The organism is Amycolatopsis pigmentata (genome assembly GCF_042684065.1).
Classification (GTDB): Bacteria; Actinomycetota; Actinomycetes; order Mycobacteriales; family Pseudonocardiaceae; genus Amycolatopsis_E; species Amycolatopsis_E pigmentata.
Map to the genome: position 1 here is coordinate 646,653 of NZ_JBHUKR010000007.1, position 22,121 is coordinate 668,773.

Consider the following 22,121-nt stretch of genomic DNA (forward strand, 5'->3'; position numbering starts at 1 on the left):
TCAAGACTCTTCCGGCAAAGCGCGGTCCGCGCCACCAACCCCTGGCGACCACTGTCTGAACACCCCACCACCCTCAACCGACACGCTTCGCGTGACAGTTACCCCCGCCCGTCGCCCACCACCACCCTCAACGGACACGCTTCGCGTGACAGTTACCCCCGCCCGTCGCCCACCACCACCCTCAACCGACACGCTTCGCGCGACAGTTACCCCCGCCCGTCGCCCACCACCACCCTCAACGGACACGCTTCGCGTGACAGTTACTCTCAAGGCGTGCGTGTCCTGGTTGTCGGGTCTGGTGCCCGTGAGCATGCCTTGGTCCTCGCGGCGTCGCACGACCCGGCGGTGACGGCGCTGGCCTGTGCCCCCGGTAACGCGGGCATCGCGTCGCTGGCCGAGCAGGCCGGGGTCGACGTGACCGACCCTGCCGCCATCGCGGCGCTGGCGGTGAGCTGGAAGGCCGATCTGGTCGTGATCGGCCCCGAGGTGCCGCTCGTCGCGGGCGCGGCGGACGCCGTGCGCGGGGCGGGCATCGCGTGCTTCGGGCCGTCGGCGGCGGCCGCGCGGATCGAGGGGTCGAAGGCCTTCGCCAAGGACGTGATGGCCGCCGCGAAGGTCGCCACCGCGCACAGCGAAGTCGTCGACAGCCCCGCCCGGCTCGACGCGGCGCTGGCCCGCTTCGGGCCCACCTGGGTGGTCAAGGACGACGGCCTGGCCGCCGGCAAGGGCGTGGTGGTTACGGGCGATCTCACGACGGCTCGCGCCCACGCGATGACCCTGCTCGAGAGCGGGCATCCCGTCCTGCTCGAGTCCTACCTCGCCGGGCCGGAAGTATCGTTGTTCTGTCTGGTGGACGGCCAAACGGTGGTACCGCTGATACCGGCGCAGGACTTCAAGCGCGTCGGCGACGGGGACACCGGGCCGAACACGGGCGGGATGGGCGCCTACGCGCCGCTGCCCTGGGCCCCGCCGGACCTCGCCGCCGACATCGTGGCCAACATCGTGCAGCCGGTCGTGGACGAACTCGCCGCCCGGGACACGCCCTTCTCCGGCCTGCTCTACGCCGGGCTCGTGCTGACCGAGGACGGGCCGCAGGTCATCGAGTTCAACTGCCGCTTCGGCGACCCGGAGACCCAGGTGGTGCTCGCGCTGCTGGCCACTCCGCTGGCCGGGCTGCTGCACGCCACCGCGACCGGGACGCTCGCCGACCACCCGCCGTTGGAATGGCATCCCGGGGCCGCGGTGACCGTGGTGATCGCCGCCGACGGCTACCCGGGCGTGCCGAGGACCGGCGACGTGATCACCGGGGCCGAGGCCACCGGGGTGCTGCACGCCGGAACCCGCCGCCGCGAGGACGGTGCGGTCGTCTCCCACGGCGGCCGGGTGTTGTCGGTGGTCGGCACCGGTCCCGATCTCGCGGGCGCACGCGAGGAGGCCTACCAGCGGGTGGCGAAGATCCATCTCGCCGGTTCACACCACCGGACGGACATCGCCGTCCGCGCGGTGGCCGGCGAAACGACCGTTCCCGGCACCTGAGCCAGGCTCCCGGACTGCTCGGTTTCCCCGCCAAAACCCGCCACGCGTTGGTAGCCTTTGCTCATCAGCCGGCTACCGTCCGTACCCGGGGGTTCGCAAGATGCCAGACAACGTCACGACCGTGAGGGCCTTGAGTACCGCCGTACCGGGAGTGCCGGGCATCGCGGACATCAAGGTCGAGCCGGGCAACCTGCTCCAAGTAGCCAAGATCATCAATGATCAGGCGGACGAACTGGACGACAGGCTCCGGGGCAAGCTCGCCGATCTGAGCATCGAACCGCCCGCCGACGACGTCGTCAGCACGACCGCCACCGAAGCGTGGAATCGTCTGGTCGCACGTGGCGAAGGCTCCTACGCCGTCCGGGTGCAGGCCTACGTGAAGAACCTGCGGGACCTCGCGGCCCAGCTCAGGGAGGCCGCGAAGCACTATCACACCGGTGACGAAGACAACGCCGCGGCGTTCGGGGACCGCGGTGCCGGCCGGATCTAACGCGGCCGGGATCGTGGCGGTCCTCGTGCTGCTCACCGGCTGCTCCACGGACGTCCCGGGCGCGGCGAAGCCGCTGCAACCCGCCGCGCCGCGGACGAGCCTGCCGACGCGGACGAAGGACCTTTCCCTGCGGGACACCGACCCGTGTCGCCTGCTCACCCCTGGCCAACTCGACGAACTCAAGGAGAACGGCGCACCACGCGAAGTCGCCCAGGACAACCGGCGCGACGGACCGACCTGCGCGTTCGATGTCGACGCCACGCCACCGACCTACACCTACTACCTCGAAACGATCACCGACGCCGACCTGGAGGACTGGCTCTCCGGCGGCCACCGGAAGACCGGCATGATCCAGCAGCCGGTGGAGGTGCCCGGTTATCCCGCGCTGGTGCGCCACGCACCGGACGCGGGTGGCGTGCTCGACTGCGAAACGCTGGTGGGCGTGGCGGACGGGCAGACGCTGCGCGCCGAGGTGGCCCCGGACGACCGGTCGACGGGCCAGGAGCGACTCTGCGAAATGTCCACGAATCTGGCGAAAATGGCCCTGCGGACGCTGGGAGCGACACCATGACGATGTTCGACAGCAGTCGCTACGACCTTCCCACGCTGGTCGGGAAGCTGCACGACCAGCGCTTCGACGGCTACGACGCCGGCCTGCTCGCCACCGAGGTGGAAAAGTTCCGTGCCGGGCCGGGCACCGCCAGCATGGGTACCGCGGTGGACGCGCTGAAGTCGGTGGTCACCTCACTGGCCACGACGGATGCCACGTTGCGGCGTCAGCTTTCCGATCTCGGTGTCACCTGGCAGAGCCGGGCGGGCGGCCAAGCCGGTGCCGTGCTGGCCGAGCAGGCCGGTTTCGCGGGGCAGGCCTACGACAACGTGACCAAGTCCGCCCAGCTGATCTTCGATCAGGGGGAAGCGTTCAACCGGACCAAGAACAAGCTGCCCGAGCCGGGGACTCTTCGTAAAGGCGAGGGTGGCTATACCTTCGCCGACACCGTGTTCAGCATGTTCGGCTTCGAGACCGACCATGCCGGTGAGGTGCGAGCGGGTGCCGAAGCGCGGGCGCAGGCGGTCGACGCGCTCAATTCCTATGCCCACGACACCGGTGACTACCTCGCCGCTTCACAGTCGGTACCGGCCCCGCAGAGCCTGGACACCGTTCCGCCGCCCGAGTCCGTTCCCTTGCCGGACACCGGCGCGGGCGGATCCGGACCGTCCATTCCGGACAGTGGACCGACGATCGCGGCGGGCGCGAAGGACGTGTGTCACGCTCCCCCCGCGGTCCCGGCGAGCCAGCCACACCGGACGGTGGTCCAGCCACCGCCCGCGGCGGTGGGGCCCGGCCCCGTGGTGGGTGGCGGCGGGCCGGGCGACCAGGGCGTGACCACCCCGAGTTCCTTCGAGCCCCCCGAACCCGGCTCGCCGTCCTCGCCGGTCACCGATGTGGTGCCGGGTGGCGGGTCCGGTCGTTTCCCCGTCGGCGACGGTCATCGGGAAGGCGGCGTCCCCGGCCGGGCCGTCCCCGGTGGCGGCACCACCGGACCGGTCGGGCCCGGTCTGGAAACCGCTTTCCCGGGTACGTCCGGTGGTCCGGGCAGTTCGGGAAGTGTGGTGGGCGGGCCAGGAGGGAATTCGGGGGAATCCGGCGCGAGGTCAGGCGCCGGATTCGCCGGTGGACGGGCCGGAGAAGGCCCGATGGGTAAGGGAAAGATGTTCGGCGCCGCCCCGTCGAGGCCGTCCACTGCTCCGAACCTCGGGCCAGGGCCCGGACTGACGAATGCTCCAGGCGGGGTCGGCGGCTTCGCGGACAGCGCGACGGCGATCGGCGCCGGTGCCGCCGGTGCCGCGACCAGTGGCGAATCCGAGCGCCGGCCTCGTGGTTTCGGGCGCGGTACCGCCGCCGAGCGCGGCCTGTCCGAGGAAGAGACTCATCGCCCCCGGCGGGCCGTGCCCCCGACACCGAGCCGTGAGCGGACGCGCGCCATCCTCGAACCCGCGGCGACGCAGGACGGCGAAGAGGACGCCGAGCACGTGCGCCGGTACGGGGTCGACGACAAGGACCTGTTCACCGACCCGCGCGACGTGGCGCCCGACCTGATCGGCGACCGGCCCATGCCGGACGACCGATGAGACCCCTCGCGTCAACCCGCGGCTGTCAGGGTGGCCACAGCGAAGTTGCGGAGGAACAGTGACCGGTACGGTGCTGTCCGCTCTCGAGTTCGATGTGTTGTGGGAGAACGAAAAACTCCCCCCGCCGCATCCGGCGCTGCGGGTGCCGAGCCCGGGCCGGACCCACACCGAGCGCCGGACGCTGGTCGCGCGGGCGTGGGAATCGCTCGGCGAGCGCGGTCTCGCCCGCGGTACACGCCCTGCCGGTGACCTCGTCGACCAGCTCAATCTGCTGGCCCGCCCGAAGGTTTCCATCGACACCTGGGTGTGGACCGACCGGGAGATCAAGGCGCTCGCGGTGAGCATCGGCAGGCAGGCGCTGCTCGCGGTGGTGGACAACGGAGAGGTGTGGCTGATCCCGGCCCGCGACACCTCCCTCCCGTCGTCGGCGGTGTCGGTGGCCGGTGAACTGCATGCGGGGGTCGGGCATTCGGTGAGCGTCCCGCACGACGTGCTGCGTGCGGCCGACGCCGACGCGAAGGGGGAGCCACAAGCACTGGTCACCGCGCTGAGCGATCGCGGTGTCGAGTTGTGGCAGGCACAGGAACTGGCCGGCATGCTCGTCGGCATGAGGGCACGGGGCCAGTTCGGCGTGGAACGGCTGGGCCGCGACGGCACCATGCACCGGGCGGGCCGGGTGATCGCGTTCTACGACACCGACGCCGGCCGGTACCTGGTTCAGGTGGATGGCGGCGACGGGCGGGACTGGGCCACCGTCGCGCCCGCCGACAACCAGCTTCTCGCCACCCGGATCTGGGAATTGCTGGACGAGGTGTGAGTAATAACCCTGGAACCGGGCCAGACCGGATAGCGTCTCACCCGCGGTGAGAAGCACCATGAGGGAAGCGAACCGACAAGGGGATGGTGAAGCGCGTGGTCGAGCATGATCCGGACTCGCTGGAGCATGTCGCCGGTCGGATCGAAGCCATTCACCGGCACTTTCTCGAATCGAAGGCCAAGATGACCGGTGTGGTCGGCGAAAACCCGTTCGGCGCCATCAGGCACCCGGACGAGCGGCCGGGCGAGCATCCGTCGGAGGGGATGGCCGACGCGCTCGGGTCCTACCGCGATGGCATGCACGGACAGTTCGACGCCGCCGCGAACCTGATGTTGTCCACGGGCGGGGCACTGCGTGAGATCGCGCGAGTGATGCGTGAGACGGACAACGCGGCCGGCGACAACATCGCCGACAAAGGCAGAAGCCTGCAGCAGTAGGGACGGGGGGAAACAGCGATGGTAGCCGCGCCGGGGATGCCGCCCGAGTGGGCGGAGGTCACCTCCAAGGCTCAGCAGGTGGAAAAGCTGAACCCGGGGGCGATCCAGGATGTCGCGGATCAGTTCGACCGCGCTTCGAAGGATTCCGCGGATCATGCGGCGGCACTGCGCAGCGCGACCGCGATACTGGGTGGCGGTACCTGGTCGGGCCCCGCGGCCGACGCCTTCTTCAACTACGTCAAGACGATCGGCGACGCGGGGCAGAAGGTCAACGAACACCTCGACCAGGTGTCCCGTGAGCTGACCGATCTCCAGGCCGGGCTGTCCGACATCAAGGGCAAGATCCAGACCATCCAGGACGACGCCAAGAAGCAGATCGACAGCGCGAACAGCCAGGCCGTCACGCGGGCGAACGCGGCGGAGGGCCAGGAACGCGCCGTGCACGCCGGCATGGAGGGCGCGGTCATGCCGAGCCCGACATCGTCGGAGATCATGGCGACGAACGCGAAGAACACGAGTGCCATCGCCTCCGGGGCGCGTGACCAGATCCAGGGGCTGCTGAACTCCGCGAACGACCACATCAACCGCGTCATGGGCCTGGTCAAGCAGGACGTCGAGGGCGGTTACTCGACGGTGAAGCCACTCGGCACGGCGCCCGCGGTCGCGTCGAGCACCGGTGGTGCCACCTCCGGCGGTCACCACTCCTACTACAGCGGCGGCGGGGGCGGAGGCGGCGGTGACGGCAGCCTCGACGTGGGCGGAAGCGGTGGTCCCCCGGCGACACAGCCACCGGGAAACGTCCAGCAGTGGATCGAAGAGGCCATCAAGGAGTTGCAGGCCGCGGGCGTGCCGGTGACCGACGCCGACGTCAAGAACATCTGGGCGATCATCCAGCACGAGTCCGGCGGCAACCCCAACTCGATCAACCTGTGGGATTCCAATGCCAAGGCGGGGCACCCGTCGAAGGGCCTGATGCAGTGCATCGACTCGACGTTCAACTCCTACAAGCTGCCCGGCCACAACGACATCTACAACCCGGTGGACAACATCATCGCGGGTGTCCGCTACACGATGAGCCGGTACGGCAGCATCGCGAACACGCCGGGCATCCAGGCGATGGCCCACGGCGGCGGCTACGTCGGTTACTAGGGAAAGGCGTCTCACAACCCTGGGTGCGAGGGCTCGCCCTAACCTGAGGGAATGGTCGACATGGCGGCATTCCCTCCCCCTGCCCGGCGCGCCGACGTTCCGCCGTTCCACGTCATGGACGTACTTTCGGCGGCGCAGGCGCGGCAACGCACCCACGGTGACGTGATCTCGCTGGCCGCCGGTCAGCCGACCGATGGGGCGCCCGAGCCGGTCCGCGAGGCCGCCGAACGCGCGCTTCGTGACCGGAACCTCGGCTACACCGTCCAGCTCGGCATTCCCGAGTTACGCGAGGCCATCGCCGGCCACTATCGCCGCCGCTACGCGCTCGACGTAAGCCCCGACGACGTCATCGTGACCACCGGGTCCTCGGGTGGATTCCTGCTGTCCTTCCTCGCCGCGTTCGATGCCGGCGACCGGGTCGCGATGGCCCGCCCCGGCTACCCGGCCTACCGGAACCTGTTGTCCACGCTCGGTTGCGAGGTCGTCGAGTTCCCCGCGAGGTACCAGCCGACCGTGGATCTTCTCGAGGAACTCGGGCCGATCTCCGGTCTGGTCGTCGCCAGCCCCGCGAACCCGACCGGCACCGTGCTTCCCGCCGCCGAACTCGCCGCGATCGCGGGCTGGTGCGCGGCGCGAGGTGTTCGGTTGATCAGTGACGAGATCTATCACGGCATCTCCTACGGCGCGGAGACCGCCTGCGCCTGGACCAGTTCACGCGATTCCATCGTCCTCGGCTCGTTTTCGAAGTACTTCGCGATGACCGGGTGGCGGCTCGGCTGGATGCTGGTGCCACGGCGACTGCACCGGGCGGTGGACGTGCTGACCGGCAACCTCAACATCTGCGCTCCCGCGATCGCCCAGTACGCCGCGGTCGCCGCGTTCGAACCGTCCTCCTACGCCGAACTCGACGGCCACGTGGCGCGCTACCGCGACAACCGCGACCTCCTGCTCGACGGCCTCCGCGGCATCGGCCTCGACCGGGTGGCGCCGGTCGACGGCGCCTTCTACGCCTACACCGACGTGTCGGCCCACACCACGGAGAGTCTGAGCTGGTGCCAGCGGCTGCTCGCCGACACCGGGCTCGCCATCACCCCCGGCATCGACTTCGACCGCGTCGACGGCGGCAAGCACGTACGGTTTTCGTTCGCGGGCTCGGCCGAGGAACTGACCGAGGGCGTCAAACGACTCGCGAACTGGCTGTGACCGACCGTGGCGGAACCGCGCTACTCCTGAGGCGCTTGGCGGCCCTACGACGCGCTTAGCTCCGCTGGAGTAGGTCCTCAGGAGGTAAAGGCCCACTCCAGCGGAAGACGTACTTCTTTTGTGTGGTCCCCGACCGGTTGGCAACGATCGTCACGTCTGGAGGTGATGTGATGCTGAAGAGGGTCCATGATGAGAGCCGAGGAGGTGGGCCGACATGGAACTCGATGTCTACGTTCACGGCGAAATCGACACAATGGATGCCAGCCGCGTATTGGCGGGGCTGCATCATCTCGTCGATCTCGTAAAGGCTCTTGGTGGCGGGCCAGTTCAGTTCACCCACCTCCGGGAGGGCAGTGTCGACACAGGTCTTCGGCCTCTTCGTTCGTCTGACGACACGGACGCCGCGTTCCGACGCGTTCTCACCGGCCTTCGGGAAGCCGAGCGTGTGCCGTCCGTTCCGAATGGATGGGGTGACTCCGCGGTACAAGACGGCCGCGGCGTATCGGACAACCTGGGCACTTTCACCGATGCCGGCGTCGAACTGATCCTGCGTGACGGCGCCCTTGTCGTCGACCGGGTTCGTGTTACGAACGCAGCGCGCGACCACCTCAAACAGGCGACGGAGTCCAGGCGGATCGCTATCGGGTCCGTCATCGGGCGCCTCGACTCCCTGAGTTTGCATGACCGTCGAGAGGCACGCCTCTGGCCGGACGGGGGTGGGTCCTCAGTCACGATCCGCTTCTCGCAAGCGCAGGTCGACGAGGTGCGCCAAGAGGTGGGCCGTCGAGTCGAAGCTCGCGGCAAACTTGTCCGTGACTACCGAGGACGACCCGTTTCCGTGGAACTCCGAGTACTGACCCGGCTCAAGACGCGAGATGAATCGCCCCGCCTGGGCACGGGCGCCGGTGTCGCCCCCGACGCACTGGCGTCCACGGTGAAGGCATACCTGGGGGACGTGCGTGGCACGGCCTGACAGTTACGACATAGCGGTATGACCCTGGCGACGCCATCCACATCGCCAGCGCTGTCGAAGCCGGAGCGGATGTTCTTTTCACCCTCGACAAGGATGACTTCCCGATCGGATCGCGGGTCGCGGACGTGTGGGTCGATCGGCCTTACCTACCGGGTGGCCCCACCTTGTTCGACGACGAGTAATCGGGCATCCACCGCCCTGACGGACTACAAGATCCAGAGCGAGCACCCGGTATGGCCTGATGAAGCGCGGTGCCCACCCATCCGGAGGAACCCTGAGTTGTCCCTGAACGTTGGTCGGAGTGCGAGCGTTCCCGGCTCCTTCCGTGGGAGCCTGGCTGTGAGCGGGTCCGGATGACCCACAGGGAAAGGCGGAGGGATGCCATGTTCTGGAAGATCGTGGGGGCGCTGATCATCGCTTGGGTGGCGTTCATGGTGATCGGGTCGGTGATCGGGTTCCTGTTCAAGGCCGTGCTGGTGATCGCGGTGATCGGCGCCGTGGGCTTCCTCGGGGCGGCGGCCTACGGGGCGATCAAGGGCGGCAAGAGCCGCAAGCAGATTCCCTAACCTGCCGAACGCGCCGCCTCGGCACCGCGCCACACGTGGGCGCGCAGGCCGACCGCCCGCGCGCCGTCCACATTGGACTGCCGGTCGTCGAAGAACAGGCAGTCCTCGGCCGCGGCGTCCAGGCGGGAGAGCAGCCGGCGGAAGATCTCCGGATCCGGCTTGGCGACGCCGATGTCGCCGGAGAACAGCCGCACCCGGAAGTAACCCGCCCAGTCCTGCTTTTCGGCGAAGCGCGCGAACGAGGCCGGCGCGTTGGACAACAGCGCCAGCGCGGTACCGGCCTCGTCCAGGGCGGCGAGCAGTTCCAGCGATGTCGGCTCGATCCTCGACCAGCCCGCGATGTCGATCTCGGTCAACGTGTCCGAAGTGGACTTGTCGACATCGACTCCGAGCCCCTTGCCGATGGCCCGCCAGTAGTCGAGATCGGACGCGCCGCGATCGTAGGAGTCCCGCTGGGCCCAGTAGTGCGGTTCGAAGTCGGCGGCGGCCACTCCCAGCGTGGCGGCCAGCTCCGGCAGGGCGTTCGTCCGCCCGCAGATGACCTCGCCGTAGTCGAAGACCACCCAGTTCGTCACGGATGTCCCCCGGCCTTGATCCGCATCAGCGCCTCGTCGATGTCGTCGACGGAAAGGTCCCGGTGCGCGACGAACCGGACCCGGGTGCCCGTCGACATCGCCAGCACGCCGATCGCGGTGAGGGACTCGAGGGTCACCGAAATGTCGGCGACCCTGGCCACCACGATGTTGGTCTCCGGGGTGTCGACCTCCCAGCCGAGATCGGCCAGCCCGGCGGCCAGCCTCCGCGCCTTCTCGTGGTCCCCTTCCAGGTCGCCGATGCGGTCGAGCGCCACCAGCGCCGCGGCGGCGAGAACCCCGCCCTGGCGCACGCCGCCTCCGAGCATCTGGCGCATCCGCCGCGCTCGCTCGACGAACGTGACGTTTCCCGCGACGACGGAGCCGACCGGCGCGCCCAGCCCCTTGCTGAAGCACGCCGACACGCTGTCGACCCCCACGGTCAACGCGGCCGGCGGCAGGCCGAGAGCGACGGCGGCGTGCCACAGCCGGGCCCCGTCAAGGTGCACGCGCAGGCCCGCCCGCCGGGCGGTGGCCAGCAGTTGAGCGTGCTCATGGGGCGGGATGATCGCTCCGCCCGCCGCGTTGTGCGTGTTCTCCAGGCACAACAGCGCGGTCCGCAACAAGTAGTACGGGACGTTGCGGGGGCCGATGGCCTTGGCGAGGGTTTCCACCTTGGGACGGCCGGGCCCGGCGTCGTGCTCCAAGGCGTAAGGCATCCCGCCGGCGAGCCAGGCCGCCGAGCCCAGTTCGCTGTTGAGCACGTGCGCGTCCTTCGGCGCCAGGAACCGGTCACCGCGCTCGAGGTGCAGGCTCAACGCGATGACGTTGGCCATGGTCCCGCTGGGCGTCCACAGCGCGGCGGGCATGCCGAGCACGGTCGCCGCGCGCTCCTCGAGGGCACGGATGGTGGGATCACCGTCGAGCACGTTGTCCCCGACCTCCGCCGACGCCATCGCTCTGCGCATCGCTTCATCCGGTCGCGTGACGGTGTCGGAGCGAAAGTCGAGTGGTGAAACGCCGGTGAAGGTCACGGTTAGATCACATCACACCCGTTAGTTGATCTACAAGAAGGTATGCAACCGTAAGTGGGTCGGTTTCCGTCTTCATCACGAGACGCCCGGGAGGCCGGTGAACGAGCGCGACGAACAGGAGTTCGCGGAGTACTTCGCTGCCAAGCGAGACTTCGTGCGCCGGACCGCGTTCCTGCTCTGCGGGGACTGGCACCGCGCCGACGACCTCGCCCAGGTGGCGTTCGTCACACTGCACCGGCGGTGGCACCGGATCCGTGACCGTGCGGCCACCGACGCCTACCTCCGGAAGACCCTCGTCAGGGCGTCAATTGACGAGTCTAGGCGCCCTTGGCGGAGAGAGCGGCAGGTGGAGCGGCTTCCGGAACCCGAAACCCGCGACGACCCGGTCGACGATCGGGTCGCCACCCGCACCGATCTGATCAACGGGTTGCGCCAGGTACCGCCGAAACAGCGCGCGGTACTGGTCCTGCGTTATTTCGCGGGACTCGACGTCGCGGCCGTGGCCAACGCCCTCGGTTGCAGCGAAGGAAACGTGAAGAGCCAGACCTCCCGTGGCCTGGCCACACTGCGGAACGCGCTGGGGGCGGAGGTGGAGACCCATGGATGAGCGAGAGCTGGGCACGTTGTTCCGGGAGGCGCCGGGCGAGCCGCCCCCACCCACGTTCGACCTCACGGACGTCACCACGGCGTCCGCCCGGGCCACCGCTCGCCGCCGTTCGGCGCTGATCCTGGCGGCCGGCTGTGTCGTCCTGGTACTTGTGGGTCTCGGGCTGACCCGTTTCGGTTTCACCGGCACCACCACCTCGGGCGCACCGCAGGTGACGACCGGCGGACCACCGGCGGGGCGGCCCGCACCTCCCTCCGACGCCTCCACCCCGTCGCCCTTGCAGGGAAGCGGCGGTACCGGGGAGGCCGGCCCTCGGGCCGAAGGCACCTCAGGGTGCGAAAAGGTGGACCGGGAGCTCGCCACCGCCCTCGCCGGCGAGCTTCCGGTCACCGGTGCGGTGGACGCCTCTCCCGATCCCGCCTGTCCGGCCGGGGCGCGCTCCGCGGGATTCCGGATCAGCGACGGAGACCGAAGAGGGTTTCTCTCGGTGACGCTGGTGCCGTCGGGCGCCGTTCCTCCGCCGGCCGCCGGGGTGGCGTCGATAAGGAAAGAGACGCCGAGCGGGGCGACCCTGGTGGTTTCCAGCGCGCCGGACCCGGGCAGCGCGCCACCATGGGAGAACCACCTGGAGTCGATCGTGCGCGATCTGGCCCCGCGCTTTTGAACGCCGAGCCCGAATCCGATCGCGCGCCCCGGGTACCCAGCCTCTAGATTCGGATCATGACAGCGGCGAGCACGCCCAAGGGTGAGCGCAGACGCGCGGCCCTGATCGAAGCGGCTTCGGAGCTGCTGCTCGAAGGCGGTTTCGATGCCGTGCGGCACCGCGCCGTGGCCGAGCGGGCGGGGCTGCCGCTGGCGTCCACGACCTACTACTTCGATTCGCTCGAAGACCTGATCAGTGCCGCGATGGAGCACAGTGGCCGGGTCGAACTCGATCGTGGCCGGGCCGCGCTGGCCGGACTCGGTACCGAGCACCGCGATGCCGACGCGCTCATCGAGCTCGTGCTCGACCAGCTTCTCGGCGAAGAGGCCGGTCTCGAAGTGCTCCTGCTGCGCTACGAACGTTTCGTCACCACCGGGCGGAGGCCCTACCTCCGGCCGCTCATGCGCACGATGCAGGCCGAATTCCAGGAACTGCTGACCGAAATTTTCACCCGTTCGGGTTTTCCGATCGACCAGAAACGGTTGCAGCAGCTCATCGCGCTGGTCGATGGCGCGGTGGTGAACGCGCTGATCGAAGTGGATCCGGACCCCCGCGCCGCGGCCCGGGCCATGCTGCGCGACGCACTGCGGTAGCACCCCCGGCACCCCGTACCGAGCCGTTTAGGCTGTGTTTCTCCGTGCGCGCGCCCCTTCTCACCTCGAGCGAAAACACGGACTTCAAGACATCTAGGCTGGGGCCGTGACCTCCATTCCCAATGTCCTCGCCTCGCGTTATGCCTCCGACGAGCTGGTGTCGATCTGGTCGCCGGAGCGGAAGGTGGTCCTCGAACGCGAGTTGTGGATCGCGGTGCTGCAGGCGCAGGCCGAACTCGGTGTCGGGGTCGATGAGGACGTGATCAAGGACTACGAGCGGGTCGCCGATCAGGTGGACCTCGCCTCGATCGCCGCCCGCGAGCGAGTGACCAGGCACGACGTCAAGGCCCGGATCGAGGAGTTCAACGCGCTGGCCGGGCACGAGCACGTGCACAAGGGCATGACCTCGCGCGATCTCACCGAAAACGTCGAGCAGTTGCAGATCCGGCGTTCACTGGACCTGGTCCGCGGCCGGGTGGCGGCCGTACTGGCGCAGCTCGCGTCCCTGGCGGTGGAGCATGCGGATCTGGTCATGGCGGGTCGTTCCCACAACGTCGCGGCGCAGGCGACCACCCTCGGCAAACGGTTCGCCACGGCGGCCGATGAGCTGCTGGTCGCGTTCGAACGTCTTGATGACCTCATCGCGCGCTACCCGATGCGTGGCATCAAGGGGCCGGTCGGCACCGCCCAGGACATGCTCGACCTGCTCGGCGGCGAATCCGCGCTCGACGAGCTGGAACGCCGGATCGCGGACCATCTCGGGTTCGGCCGGACGTTCACCAGCGTCGGCCAGGTCTATCCCCGGTCTCTGGACTTCGACGTCGTGTCGGCGCTCGTCCAACTCGCCGCGGCGCCGTCGAGCCTGGCGAAGACCATCCGGTTGATGGCCGGGCACGAACTCGTCACCGAGGGGTTCAAACCGGGCCAGGTCGGTTCCTCGGCCATGCCGCACAAGATGAACACCCGTTCGTGCGAGCGGGTCAACGGGCTTGCCGTGGTGCTCCGCGGTTACCTGTCGATGACCGGCGAGCTGGCCGGCGACCAGTGGAACGAGGGCGACGTGTCCGACTCCGTGGTCCGCCGCGTGGCGCTTCCCGACGCGTTCTTCGCGTTGGACGGATTGCTGGAGACCTTCCTCACCGTACTCGGCGAGTTCGGCGCGTTCCCGGCCGTGGTGGCGCGCGAACTGGCCCGATACCTGCCGTTCTTGGCCACCACGAAGGTGCTCATGGCGGCGGTGCGCGCGGGCGTCGGCCGCGAGACCGCGCACGAGGCGATCAAGGAGAACGCGGTCGCGGTCGCGCTGGCCATGCGCGAGGAGGGGGCCCACAACGACCTGCTCGACCGCCTCGCCGCCGACGACCGCCTGCCCCTCACGCGTGAGGATCTCGACCGCCTCCTCGCCGACCGGCTCTCCTTCACCGGCGTCGCGGCGGCCCAGATCGTCTCCGTGGTCCAACGGATCGAAGGCGTGCTCGCCCGCTTCCCCGAAGCCACCGACTACACCCCGGCGCCGATCCTCTAGGACACGCGCACCGAGACGTGCCCTCGGTAGCGCCCGCTGACGAGGTCGACCAGAGCTTGCGGCACGGCGTCGAGTCCGCCCTCCACGGCGGTGTGCGGGTAGACCATGCCCTCGGCGAGCCACCCGGCGAACAGCGCGGGCCACTCGCCCAGCACGTGCGGCGCGTAGGCCAGGGCGTAGGCCCGGACGGTCAGGCGCTTCATGATCGCGGTCTGGGTGTCGAGGCGCGGCCAGGGTGCGCCCGCCTGCTGGGTCGACAGCGCGCCGCCCACGGCGATGCGGGCGCCGGCCGCCGCGACGGCGACGGCCACCTCGAACTGCGCGCCACCGACCAGGTCGAGATAGACCGAGATCCCGTCGGGCGCCACCTCGCGCAGGGCCCCGGCGAGGTCGTCCTGGTGGTAGTCGACCGCCGCGTCGAAACCGAGTTCGTCGACCAACCACCGGCACTTCTCGGCCGACCCCGCGGTCCCGATCACCCAGGCCGCCCCCAAACGCCGGGCGATCTGGCCCGCCAGCGAGCCGACACCGCCGGCGGCCCCGGACACGAGGACCACGTCATCCTTGCCGACCTGAGCGATGTCGCGTATCCCGAGCAGCGCGGTCGCCCCGTTCGCGGCGGCGAGGTGGTACTCGGGCGCGGGTAGCAAACGCGGATCGAGAATCCGCAGTGCGCCTGCCTCGACATCGGCATACTCCGCCCACGGTCCCCAATACGCGACCAGCGTCCCGGCCGGTACCGCCTCGTCCGGACTCGCCACGACGGTGCCGATGGCAGGTCCGACCGGCGGCTCGCCGAGCGAATACGGCGCTACGGGCAGGTTGCTGCTGGCATCCATGCGCTCGCGCAGCACGGCCGTGACACCCAGATGTTCGGTACGTACGAGGACACGGCCGGGCCCCGGTGGTCTCACCGAGACCTCGGCCGAGCGGAAGATCTCCGTCGTCAGCGGACCCTCGGGGCGGGCGATCAGGTGCAGCGCGCGGGCCCGGCCGGGGATCGACCCGGCGTCCGGTGGAATGGCGAGAATTTCGGACAAGATTTTTCCTCGGGGATTCGTCGGGTACTCGATGGATTCGTCGTCCACGGAAACGGACGTCGAATTCAGTTGATGACAAGCACCAGCCTGCCTCGGACGCGGCCACGCTCGCTGAGGCGATGTGCTTCGGCGATCTCTTCGAGCGGGAAGGTCCGGTCGACCGGAAGCCAGAATCGGCCCGCCTCGATCAGCTCGCCCACCTGGCCGAGTGAGTGGAACGCGTGGCCGTCGGCGAACCCATTGCTGAAATGCACTCCGTGCTTCTCGGAGCCCTCGAAGTCGGCGAGTGTCACCACGTTTTCCGCACCGCCGGCGAGTTCGATGAGCTGGGGCAGGATGCCATTCCCGGCGACATCGACCGCGGCGTCGACGCCGTCGGGGGCGAGCGCGCGAACCCGCTCGACCATGCCTTCGCCATACGTCACGGGCTCCGCGCCCAGCAGGCTCAGGTAGTTCTGGTTGGCGGGGCCGGCGGCGCCGATGACCCGTGCGCCACGTGCGACCGCGAGCTGGACGGCCGTGCCGCCGATTCCCCCGGTGGCGCCGTTGATGAAGAGTGTGCCGCCCGCCCCGACCTTGAGCTGGTCAAGGCTGCGTGTCGCCGTTTCGAGCGCGCAGGGGAGTCCGGCCGCGTCGACGAAACCCAGTGCCGGAGGGATGATCGCGCGGAAGGTCAGCAGTGCGAACTCGGCCGCGCCGGCGCCGTCGTCGGAAATACCGAAGACGCGATCGCCGACGGTCACGTCGGTCACGCCCTCGCCGACCTCGTCGACGACGCCCGCTACGTCGCGCCCGGTGGTCTGGGGGAGCCCCGCGCCGAAGCTCAGCATGCCCTTGCGGATCTTCCACTCCGAGGCGTTGATTCCGGCCGCGTGCACGACGATCCGGACCTGACCGGGACCCGGATGCGGGTCGGGCAGCTCCACGATCTCGAGCACCTCGGGGCCGCCGAACCGGCTGAACTGTGCTGCTTTCATTGTTTTCCTCACCTTCCGCGCGACCTGCGCGATCTATTTTCGTGTTTTCGCGGAGAGATTTTTCCCGGATTTTCACCGATGTCGAAGATTCGTCAATGCGCGATGACGGGCGCCACGTCCGGGTCGGCCGGCAGCGGGCCGCGACGAAAAAGAGTGGCGGCCACTATGGCACTCCCGAGGAACAATGCCGCCGCGATCCAGAACACGAAATGGTAGCCGGAGAGGGTGGCCTCGACGATCGTGTCCGGGGTTGCCGTCGCGGCATGCGCGTCGAGGTAATCCGTGATCGCGGCGGGAGGAGCACCGCCCCGGAGAACACCGCGCCCGCGATCACCAGTGCGCTCAGGGGAAGGAAGGCCACGCCGGTCTGAAGTGGGGTGAACTTCAGCGCTTCCGAGAGGTAGTAGAGGTAGTAGGTGAGGAACAGGAAGACCGCGAAACCACCGGTACCCGAAATCCCGATCGACAGATAGGCCCCGCCCCGGGCGCGGTCCAGGATCACCGACAGCGGGAGCAGCGGGTGACCGGTGCGGCGCTCGATCAGCACGAACACGACGACGAGCACTACGCCGGCGATCACCGGCCCCAGCGTCCAGAAGTCTTTCCAGCCCTTCGCCGCCGCGTTACCGAGGCCGTAGACGACACCGAACAGGCCGAGGAGCGCGGTGACCGTGCCCGGGATATCGAGCCGGGTGCGCTCCGGCCGGCCTCGGTCGCCGAGGACGACCAGCGCGCCGGCGAACGCGATCACGGCGATGATCACGTTCACGTACAGACACCACCGCCAGGACAGCTCCTGGGTGAGCAGGCCGCCCAGCAGCAGTCCCAGCGCACCTCCGGCGCCCGAGACCGCGCCGAAGATCCGAACGCGCGACCACGCTCGTCCGCGTCGTCCGCGAACGTCACCGACAACATCGACAGCGCGGCGGGCGCGAGCATCGCACCGAACGCACCTTGGACGATGCGGGCGAGCAGCAGCACTTCGAACCCGCTCGCGGCACCACCGACGACCGACGCGACCGCAAAACCGGTCATTCCGACGAGGAACAGCCGCCTCCGTCCGAAGAAATCCGACAGTCGTCCACCGAGCAGCAGCAGGCTGCCGAACGCGAGCGCGTACCCGGTCACCACCCATTGCCGGTCACCGATCGAGAAACCGAGGTCGTGCTGAGCGGCGGCAGCGCGATGTTCACGATCGTGGAGTCCAGAACGACCATCAGCTGAGCGAGGCTCAGGACGACGAGGGCGACCCATCGGTTGGCCAGGCGGGGTCCCTCGCGCACCGGGTCTCGGCCGCGCAGCGTGCCGGCCCGCCGGCCGGATCCTTCAGGTGTATCGATGCTCATAGCGACCTTCTTTTCCGTCGTTAAATTAACTTATCATCGGTAAGTCACCGATACGACGGGTAGGGTGAGTGATCGTGACCACGGAAGAGACCCGCGAGAGCGGGAGCCCGCCGACGTCGGCCGACGCTGGTGGCAGCGATGTCCTGTGGCTTCGCGAAGGCGGGGAACGCAAGCAGCGACGGGCCGCGCCGCTCACCCTGGAGCGGATCATCGACGCGGCCGTCGCGGAACTTGACGCGCACGGGTCGGAGCGGCTGACCATGCGGCGGCTCGCCCAGCGACTCGAGGTGACGTCGACCGCGCTCTACTGGCACGTTTCGAACAAGGACGACCTGCTCGACATCGCACTCGACCACGTCATCGGCGAAGTGCGGATCCCCGAGCCTGGTCCTGAACCCCGCGCCGCGCTTCGCGAGCTCTTACTCGGCTGGCGAGCGGCGATGCTCGCGCACCCGTGGTCGCCCAGCCTGCTCGGGCGACCCCTGCTGGGCCCGAACGTGCTGGCGCGGACCGAGTTCCTGCAGGCGATGCTGGTCCGCGCCGGGTTGTCCGGGAAAGAGCTCGCGACCGCCACCAGCCTGCTGGTCGACTTCGTCATCGGCGCGGCGATGAACGGCGCCACCTGGCGGTTGTTGGACAATCCCGCGGTCCTGGCCAAGGCACGGGCTCACATCACCGGCCTCAAGGAGCTCTATCCCACGCTCAGCACGTACGGCTTCGTCGACGGACGGTGGAGCCAGGACGAACTCTTCCACCTCGGCCTCGACCAAATCCTCGACACATTGATGCGTTGACCTCTCACGCGCGGCGGCCTGCCGGGACCCTTCTTGGCCTCTGGCGCGAATCTCGACAGTCGTGCCGCCGCGCTCAGCCTTCGGTGCCAAAGGCGAAAATCGGCCGGTACAGGCCCGTGTTCTGGATGGCGCGCTGAAACACCGGGTCGGCGCCCGCCTCCTGGGAGGCCGTCCGCATTTCGGGGTTCGCGGCGGCCGCGCGCCATGCCTCCTCGCTGTCCCACTGCGCGACGTTCACGAGCTGGAACCGAGTCTCGCCGGAGATGGCCTCGTGAAGCCGCGCATCACGAAAACCCGGCGCGGAGGCCATGATCCCGGCGAGCCGGCGCCAGCCCGCCTTGAAGACCTCCACATCCTCGCGCGGAATCTCGAAGACGTTGATGAAGGTGACCGGTCCGGTTGACTTACCATCGTTAAGGTTCATGTAACGATGGTAAGTCAAGGCCGGGAGCGGGATCAAGACGGGTGCGGTCCGTGAGTTCGTGTCTTCCTGACCAACCCAAAGTTCACAATGTGGGATCGTTACCCCCGTCGGGTGAGCCGGCTTGGCAAGGTGAAGGCCGTGAAGAGATTCGTCCTGGCAGCCATCGTCCCGGTCCTGATCACGATCACTTCCGCCTGCGGCGGATCCGGCTCACCGGCCCTCCGCGTCGGCACACTTTCCGATTCGAAGCCCAACGCCTATTCCGCGAACGGCCGGTTCACCGGGTTCGACAACGAACTCCTCCGGGCGATCGCGGACAAGCAGGGCATGAAACTGGAATTCGTCGCCACCGACTTCTCCGCGGTGCTCGGCCAGGTCGCGAACGGTCAGTTCGACATCGGCAGCGCAGGCATCGCGCAGACGGACGCGCGCAAGAAGACCGTCGACTTCTCCGCCGCCTACAACTACGAGTCACTCGGCATCGAAGCCGCACCGCAGGCGCCGGTCACCGACGAAAACTCGTTGGCGGGCAAGCGGGTCGGCGTCGTCCAGGGCACGATTTCGGACACCTGGCTGAGCGGCACGGTGCCTGCCGCCCAGGTGGTGCGATTCCCCAGCGACGCCGCCGTGGTGAGCGCACTCACCACACGATCAGTGGACGCGGCCGTTTTCGACAAGGCCAGTGCCGAGCAGTACGCGACGGAGAACCCGGCGTTGAAGGTCACGAAGTCGATCACCACGACGGTTCCGCACGGTTACGCGGTGCGCAAGGGCGACGGCGAACTGCTCGACAAGATCAACGGTGGACTCAAACAGGTGATCGCCGACGGCACCTGGACCCGGCTGCACCAGCAGTTCGAGCCCGGTGAGGCGGTACCCGCCGAGTTCAGGGCCGGCCAGTAGCGGATGAACGCCTTTCTCGGCACCTTCTTCGACTGGGACTACATCCTTCAGGTGTTGCCGGACCTGCTGCGCACAGGCCTGCTCAACACCCTGGTGCTGGCCGTCTGCTCGGCGGCCGTCGGCACCGTGCTCGGCATGGGCCTGGCCATACTCGGACTGTCGACGAAGCGGTGGTTTCGCTGGCCCGCCCGCGTCTACACCGACATCTTCCGCGGCCTGCCCACCATCCTGACCATCCTTCTCATCGGGCAAGGGCTCGCCGTGGTCGCGCGTGGCATCGTGGGCCGCAACCCCTACCCGCTCGGGATCCTCGCGCTCAGCCTCGTCGCCTCCGCCTACATCGGCGAGATCTTCCGGTCCGGTATCCAGAGCGTGGACAAGGGCCAGATGGAGGCCGCTCGTGCGCTCGGGATGAGTTACGCCAAGGCGATGTGGCTGGTGGTCATCCCACAGGGCGTCCGCCGCGTGCTACCCGCGCTGGTGAACCAGTTCATCTCGCTGGTCAAGGACTCCAGCCTGGTCTACTTCCTGGGCTTTCTCACCTCCGAGCGCGAACTGTTCCGCATCGCCCAGGATCTGGCCGCCAACACGGGAAACCTGTCGCCGCTTGTCGCCGCCGGGCTGTGCTACCTGGTCATCACCGTGCCGCTGACCCACCTGGTCAACCACATCGACAAACGGCTGCGCGCGGGGCGTGCGGCGACCCGGCGGGAGCCCGGTGGCCTCGACGGACTCGTCGCCGGCGGGAAGGTCGCCTGACGTGGTCCACCTCGGTTCCAGCGGTTCCTCTCCCAGGTGCTCCGCGTTCAACGAGCGGTCACTCCGCTGTGGCGCCGGCATGGCCCAATGGAGAGCATGGACGCACGACTGCTGGTCTCGCTGTCCGGCATCCGGCCCGGCACCCTGCGGGACTGCGCCGGCCTCGCCACGGAACTGGACCGCCGCAAGGTGCCGCTGTCCCTGCTGTTCGCGCCTACCGGTGAACACGCGGTACTCGACTGGGTCCGCGAGCGGACCCGGCTGGGTGACAGCCTGCTGCTGCACGGCTACGACCATCGTGTCACCCCGGGACACCGGATCAACCTCGGCCGACGGGCCGAGTTCGCCGCGCTCCCGGCCCACGAAGCGCGACTGCGCCTCATCGCCGCGACCGCCGCGCTCGACCACGCGGGCCTGACCGCGAACGGGTTCGCCCCGCCGCGCTGGCTCGGGTCGCGGGGCACTCAGCAGGCGCTCCGCGAGCTGGGCTTCCGGCTGTGCGCCGACCTCGTGGCCGTCCATGACCTGCGGACTTCGAAGGTGTACCGGGCCAGGGTGCAGCAATTCGCGGCAGGGGGACGACACACCGAGACGGTGCGCTGCTTCGCCCTGGTACTGGCCGCCGCGCGGGCTGCCCGGCGTGGCGGACTGGTCCGGCTCGGCGTGGCCGCAAGCGACCTGGCCAAGCCGGGCCCCCGGCAGGCGTTCCTCGACGCGATCGACGTCGCCCTCGAAAACGGGGCCGCCGCGGCGACCTACGCCACCTTCGTGGCCTCCCCGCGCGGCGCGACCAGCACCTCGGTGCCCTCAGGCGCGAGGTTGGTGAACAACCCGTAGTGCATCGCCGGGTTCGCGAGCACCGCCTCGTGAATCGGCACCGCAACCCGGGGGCCCACGGCACGCATGAAGTCCACCGCTTCGCCCGCCTTGAGCCAGGGCGCGCCGGTCGGCAGGCCGAGCACGTCGACCTTCTGCTCGGGCACGAAGAACGCGTCGCCGGGGTGGTAGAACGCACCGTGGTCGATCAGGTAACCGATGTTCGGGATGACCGGGATGTCGGCATGGATCACCGCGTGCTCGCCGCCGACCACGTTCACGGCGGTGCCGCCCAGTTCGAACGAATCGCCGGGACGCACGACCTGGTACTCCAGGCCGAGTTTGCGCACGGTGTCCTCGGAACCGGGATCGACGAACAGCTTCGCGCCGGAATTCGCTTCGAGCAAGGCCGGGAGCCGTTTCTCGTCGATGTGGTCGAAGTGCTGGTGGGTGATCAGCACCGCGTCCAGTTCGCGCTCGGCGTCGAAGCCCTCGGAAAACACGCCGGGGTCCAGCAGAATCCGCGTAGAACCGGTCTCCAGCAGGACGCAGGCGTGTCCATAATGGACGATTCGCATGATCGGTGTCGCTCCCTCACTCGGGCAGGAACTCGGACTTCGACCCACTACAAAGGACTTTTCCAGCCTATGCCCGCTCGCGATGGTGTGCCATCCTGGCCCAGATCACACGAGACCGCCTGCCAATCGCGAGTTGGCTGGGAAAG

25 protein-coding genes and 1 pseudogene are annotated in these 22,121 nt (G+C 68.8%); 18 read left to right on the forward strand and 8 right to left on the reverse strand.

Going from position 1 to position 22,121, the window contains the following annotated elements; translation table 11 throughout:
• The first annotated feature begins 273 nt into the window (after positions 1–273).
• The 10 genes from purD to ACFSXZ_RS16095 all read left to right on the forward strand — a co-directional run bounded on the left by purD (position 274) and on the right by ACFSXZ_RS16095 (position 9,304).
• On the forward strand, positions 274–1,536 hold the full coding sequence (gene purD, locus ACFSXZ_RS16050) for a phosphoribosylamine--glycine ligase (protein WP_378265822.1): 1,263 nt from the start codon (positions 274–276) through the stop codon (positions 1,534–1,536).
• A 121-nt stretch (positions 1,537–1,657) separates the two neighbouring features.
• On the forward strand, positions 1,658–2,026 hold the full coding sequence (locus ACFSXZ_RS16055; RefSeq protein ID WP_378265823.1) for a type VII secretion target: 369 nt from the start codon (positions 1,658–1,660) through the stop codon (positions 2,024–2,026).
• A complete protein-coding gene (locus ACFSXZ_RS16060) occupies positions 1,974–2,597 on the forward strand; it encodes a DUF3558 domain-containing protein (RefSeq protein ID WP_378265824.1) in 624 nt (207 codons plus the stop codon). Before ACFSXZ_RS16055 ends, ACFSXZ_RS16060 begins: the two co-directional genes overlap by 53 nt.
• Positions 2,594–4,159, forward strand: coding sequence for a hypothetical protein (locus ACFSXZ_RS16065; protein ID WP_378265825.1), 1,566 nt, complete (start codon positions 2,594–2,596; stop codon positions 4,157–4,159). The genes ACFSXZ_RS16060 and ACFSXZ_RS16065 overlap by 4 nt, the downstream gene beginning before the upstream one ends.
• A 58-nt stretch (positions 4,160–4,217) precedes the next feature.
• Positions 4,218–4,976: an ESX secretion-associated protein EspG gene (locus tag ACFSXZ_RS16070; RefSeq protein ID WP_378265826.1), complete on the forward strand. Its 759-nt coding sequence runs from the start codon at positions 4,218–4,220 to the stop codon at positions 4,974–4,976.
• A 95-nt stretch (positions 4,977–5,071) separates the two neighbouring features.
• On the forward strand, positions 5,072–5,413 hold the full coding sequence (locus ACFSXZ_RS16075) for a hypothetical protein (RefSeq protein ID WP_378265827.1): 342 nt from the start codon (positions 5,072–5,074) through the stop codon (positions 5,411–5,413).
• An 18-nt stretch (positions 5,414–5,431) separates the two neighbouring features.
• Entirely contained in the window at positions 5,432–6,562 is a 1,131-nt protein-coding gene (locus ACFSXZ_RS16080; RefSeq protein ID WP_378265828.1) for a transglycosylase SLT domain-containing protein, read from the forward strand.
• Between the two features lie 51 nt (positions 6,563–6,613).
• On the forward strand, positions 6,614–7,765 hold the full coding sequence (locus ACFSXZ_RS16085; protein ID WP_378265829.1) for a pyridoxal phosphate-dependent aminotransferase: 1,152 nt from the start codon (positions 6,614–6,616) through the stop codon (positions 7,763–7,765).
• A gap of 214 nt (positions 7,766–7,979) precedes the next feature.
• Positions 7,980–8,738 (forward strand): hypothetical protein, encoded by a 759-nt coding sequence (locus ACFSXZ_RS16090; protein ID WP_378265830.1) that lies wholly within the window; start codon positions 7,980–7,982, stop codon positions 8,736–8,738.
• A 383-nt stretch (positions 8,739–9,121) separates the two neighbouring features.
• Positions 9,122–9,304 (forward strand): hypothetical protein, encoded by a 183-nt coding sequence (locus tag ACFSXZ_RS16095; protein WP_378265831.1) that lies wholly within the window; start codon positions 9,122–9,124, stop codon positions 9,302–9,304.
• On the opposite strand, the gene ACFSXZ_RS16100 is transcribed toward ACFSXZ_RS16095, so the two are convergent.
• Positions 9,301–9,879, reverse strand: coding sequence for an HAD family hydrolase (locus tag ACFSXZ_RS16100; RefSeq protein WP_378265832.1), 579 nt, complete (start codon positions 9,877–9,879; stop codon positions 9,301–9,303). The genes ACFSXZ_RS16095 and ACFSXZ_RS16100 overlap by 4 nt on opposite strands.
• Complete coding sequence (locus ACFSXZ_RS16105; protein ID WP_378266478.1) at positions 9,876–10,832, reverse strand: threonine aldolase family protein; 957 nt, start codon at positions 10,830–10,832, stop codon at positions 9,876–9,878. Before ACFSXZ_RS16105 ends, ACFSXZ_RS16100 begins: the two co-directional genes overlap by 4 nt.
• A gap of 175 nt (positions 10,833–11,007) precedes the next feature.
• On the opposite strand from ACFSXZ_RS16105, the gene ACFSXZ_RS16110 reads away from it, so the two are divergent.
• From ACFSXZ_RS16110 to purB, 4 genes are all read left to right on the forward strand, one after another.
• The gene (locus ACFSXZ_RS16110; RefSeq protein ID WP_378265833.1) at positions 11,008–11,517 is read left to right on the forward strand and encodes a SigE family RNA polymerase sigma factor; all 510 of its coding nucleotides are present in this window, start codon (positions 11,008–11,010) and stop codon (positions 11,515–11,517) included.
• Positions 11,510–12,181 (forward strand): hypothetical protein, encoded by a 672-nt coding sequence (locus ACFSXZ_RS16115; RefSeq protein WP_378265834.1) that lies wholly within the window; start codon positions 11,510–11,512, stop codon positions 12,179–12,181. Before ACFSXZ_RS16110 ends, ACFSXZ_RS16115 begins: the two co-directional genes overlap by 8 nt.
• Before the next feature lie 53 nt (positions 12,182–12,234).
• Entirely contained in the window at positions 12,235–12,813 is a 579-nt protein-coding gene (locus tag ACFSXZ_RS16120) for a TetR/AcrR family transcriptional regulator (RefSeq protein WP_378266479.1), read from the forward strand.
• A 106-nt stretch (positions 12,814–12,919) separates the two neighbouring features.
• Positions 12,920–14,338 (forward strand): adenylosuccinate lyase, encoded by a 1,419-nt coding sequence (gene purB / locus ACFSXZ_RS16125; protein ID WP_378265835.1) that lies wholly within the window; start codon positions 12,920–12,922, stop codon positions 14,336–14,338.
• Here the strand turns inward: purB and ACFSXZ_RS16130 are convergent.
• The 4 genes and pseudogenes from ACFSXZ_RS16130 to ACFSXZ_RS16145 form a co-directional block, all read right to left on the reverse strand.
• On the reverse strand, positions 14,335–15,378 hold the full coding sequence (locus tag ACFSXZ_RS16130) for a zinc-binding dehydrogenase (RefSeq protein WP_378265836.1): 1,044 nt from the start codon (positions 15,376–15,378) through the stop codon (positions 14,335–14,337). The two genes, purB and ACFSXZ_RS16130, sit on opposite strands and share 4 nt — an antisense overlap.
• A 65-nt stretch (positions 15,379–15,443) precedes the next feature.
• Positions 15,444–16,355, reverse strand: a complete 912-nt coding sequence (locus ACFSXZ_RS16135) for an NADP-dependent oxidoreductase (RefSeq protein ID WP_378265837.1) — start codon at positions 16,353–16,355, stop codon at positions 15,444–15,446.
• A 163-nt stretch (positions 16,356–16,518) separates the two neighbouring features.
• Positions 16,519–17,486 (reverse strand): annotated as a pseudogene (locus tag ACFSXZ_RS16140) (MFS transporter).
• A complete protein-coding gene (locus ACFSXZ_RS16145; protein ID WP_378265838.1) occupies positions 17,480–17,701 on the reverse strand; it encodes a hypothetical protein in 222 nt (73 codons plus the stop codon). The pseudogene ACFSXZ_RS16140 and the gene ACFSXZ_RS16145 overlap by 7 nt, the downstream one beginning before the upstream one ends.
• 74 nt (positions 17,702–17,775) lie before the next feature.
• On the opposite strand from ACFSXZ_RS16145, the gene ACFSXZ_RS16150 reads away from it, so the two are divergent.
• Complete coding sequence (locus ACFSXZ_RS16150; protein ID WP_378265839.1) at positions 17,776–18,495, forward strand: TetR/AcrR family transcriptional regulator; 720 nt, start codon at positions 17,776–17,778, stop codon at positions 18,493–18,495.
• Positions 18,496–18,568: 73 nt separating this feature from the next.
• Here the strand turns inward: ACFSXZ_RS16150 and ACFSXZ_RS16155 are convergent, their stop codons facing one another.
• Positions 18,569–18,937, reverse strand: coding sequence for an antibiotic biosynthesis monooxygenase family protein (locus ACFSXZ_RS16155; protein ID WP_378265840.1), 369 nt, complete (start codon positions 18,935–18,937; stop codon positions 18,569–18,571).
• Positions 18,938–19,057: 120 nt separating this feature from the next.
• Between ACFSXZ_RS16155 and ACFSXZ_RS16160 the strand changes: the two genes are divergently transcribed.
• The 3 genes from ACFSXZ_RS16160 (at position 19,058) to ACFSXZ_RS16170 (ending at position 21,418) form a co-directional block, all read left to right on the forward strand.
• Positions 19,058–19,822: an ABC transporter substrate-binding protein gene (locus ACFSXZ_RS16160; RefSeq protein WP_378265841.1), complete on the forward strand. Its 765-nt coding sequence runs from the start codon at positions 19,058–19,060 to the stop codon at positions 19,820–19,822.
• 3 nt (positions 19,823–19,825) lie between these two features.
• A complete protein-coding gene (locus ACFSXZ_RS16165) occupies positions 19,826–20,581 on the forward strand; it encodes an amino acid ABC transporter permease (RefSeq protein WP_378265842.1) in 756 nt (251 codons plus the stop codon).
• Between the two features lie 96 nt (positions 20,582–20,677).
• Positions 20,678–21,418: a DUF2334 domain-containing protein gene (locus ACFSXZ_RS16170; protein ID WP_378265843.1), complete on the forward strand. Its 741-nt coding sequence runs from the start codon at positions 20,678–20,680 to the stop codon at positions 21,416–21,418.
• Here ACFSXZ_RS16170 and ACFSXZ_RS16175 read toward each other — a convergent pair.
• Positions 21,337–21,975 (reverse strand): MBL fold metallo-hydrolase, encoded by a 639-nt coding sequence (locus ACFSXZ_RS16175; RefSeq protein WP_378265844.1) that lies wholly within the window; start codon positions 21,973–21,975, stop codon positions 21,337–21,339. The genes ACFSXZ_RS16170 and ACFSXZ_RS16175 overlap by 82 nt on opposite strands.
• Between the last annotated feature and the right edge of the window lie 146 nt (positions 21,976–22,121).

Excerpts from the sequence above, each read along its gene's own strand:
- ACFSXZ_RS16065 (WP_378265825.1), top strand. The coding sequence starts at position 2,594 with ATGACGATGTTCGACAGCAGTCGCTACGACCTTCCCACGCTGGTCGGG.
- ACFSXZ_RS16080 (WP_378265828.1), top strand. The coding sequence starts at position 5,432 with ATGGTAGCCGCGCCGGGGATGCCGCCCGAGTGGGCGGAGGTCACCTCC.
- ACFSXZ_RS16085 (WP_378265829.1), top strand. The coding sequence starts at position 6,614 with ATGGTCGACATGGCGGCATTCCCTCCCCCTGCCCGGCGCGCCGACGTT.
- ACFSXZ_RS16090 (WP_378265830.1), top strand. The coding sequence starts at position 7,980 with ATGGAACTCGATGTCTACGTTCACGGCGAAATCGACACAATGGATGCC.
- ACFSXZ_RS16095 (WP_378265831.1), top strand. The coding sequence starts at position 9,122 with ATGTTCTGGAAGATCGTGGGGGCGCTGATCATCGCTTGGGTGGCGTTC.
- ACFSXZ_RS16105 (WP_378266478.1), bottom strand. The coding sequence starts at position 10,832 with ATGGCGTCGGCGGAGGTCGGGGACAACGTGCTCGACGGTGATCCCACC.
- ACFSXZ_RS16115 (WP_378265834.1), top strand. The coding sequence starts at position 11,510 with ATGGATGAGCGAGAGCTGGGCACGTTGTTCCGGGAGGCGCCGGGCGAG.
- ACFSXZ_RS16135 (WP_378265837.1), bottom strand. The coding sequence starts at position 16,355 with ATGAAAGCAGCACAGTTCAGCCGGTTCGGCGGCCCCGAGGTGCTCGAG.
- ACFSXZ_RS16145 (WP_378265838.1), bottom strand. The coding sequence starts at position 17,701 with ATGAGCATCGATACACCTGAAGGATCCGGCCGGCGGGCCGGCACGCTG.
- ACFSXZ_RS16165 (WP_378265842.1), top strand. The coding sequence starts at position 19,826 with ATGAACGCCTTTCTCGGCACCTTCTTCGACTGGGACTACATCCTTCAG.
- ACFSXZ_RS16170 (WP_378265843.1), top strand. The coding sequence starts at position 20,678 with ATGGACGCACGACTGCTGGTCTCGCTGTCCGGCATCCGGCCCGGCACC.
- ACFSXZ_RS16175 (WP_378265844.1), bottom strand. The coding sequence starts at position 21,975 with ATGCGAATCGTCCATTATGGACACGCCTGCGTCCTGCTGGAGACCGGT.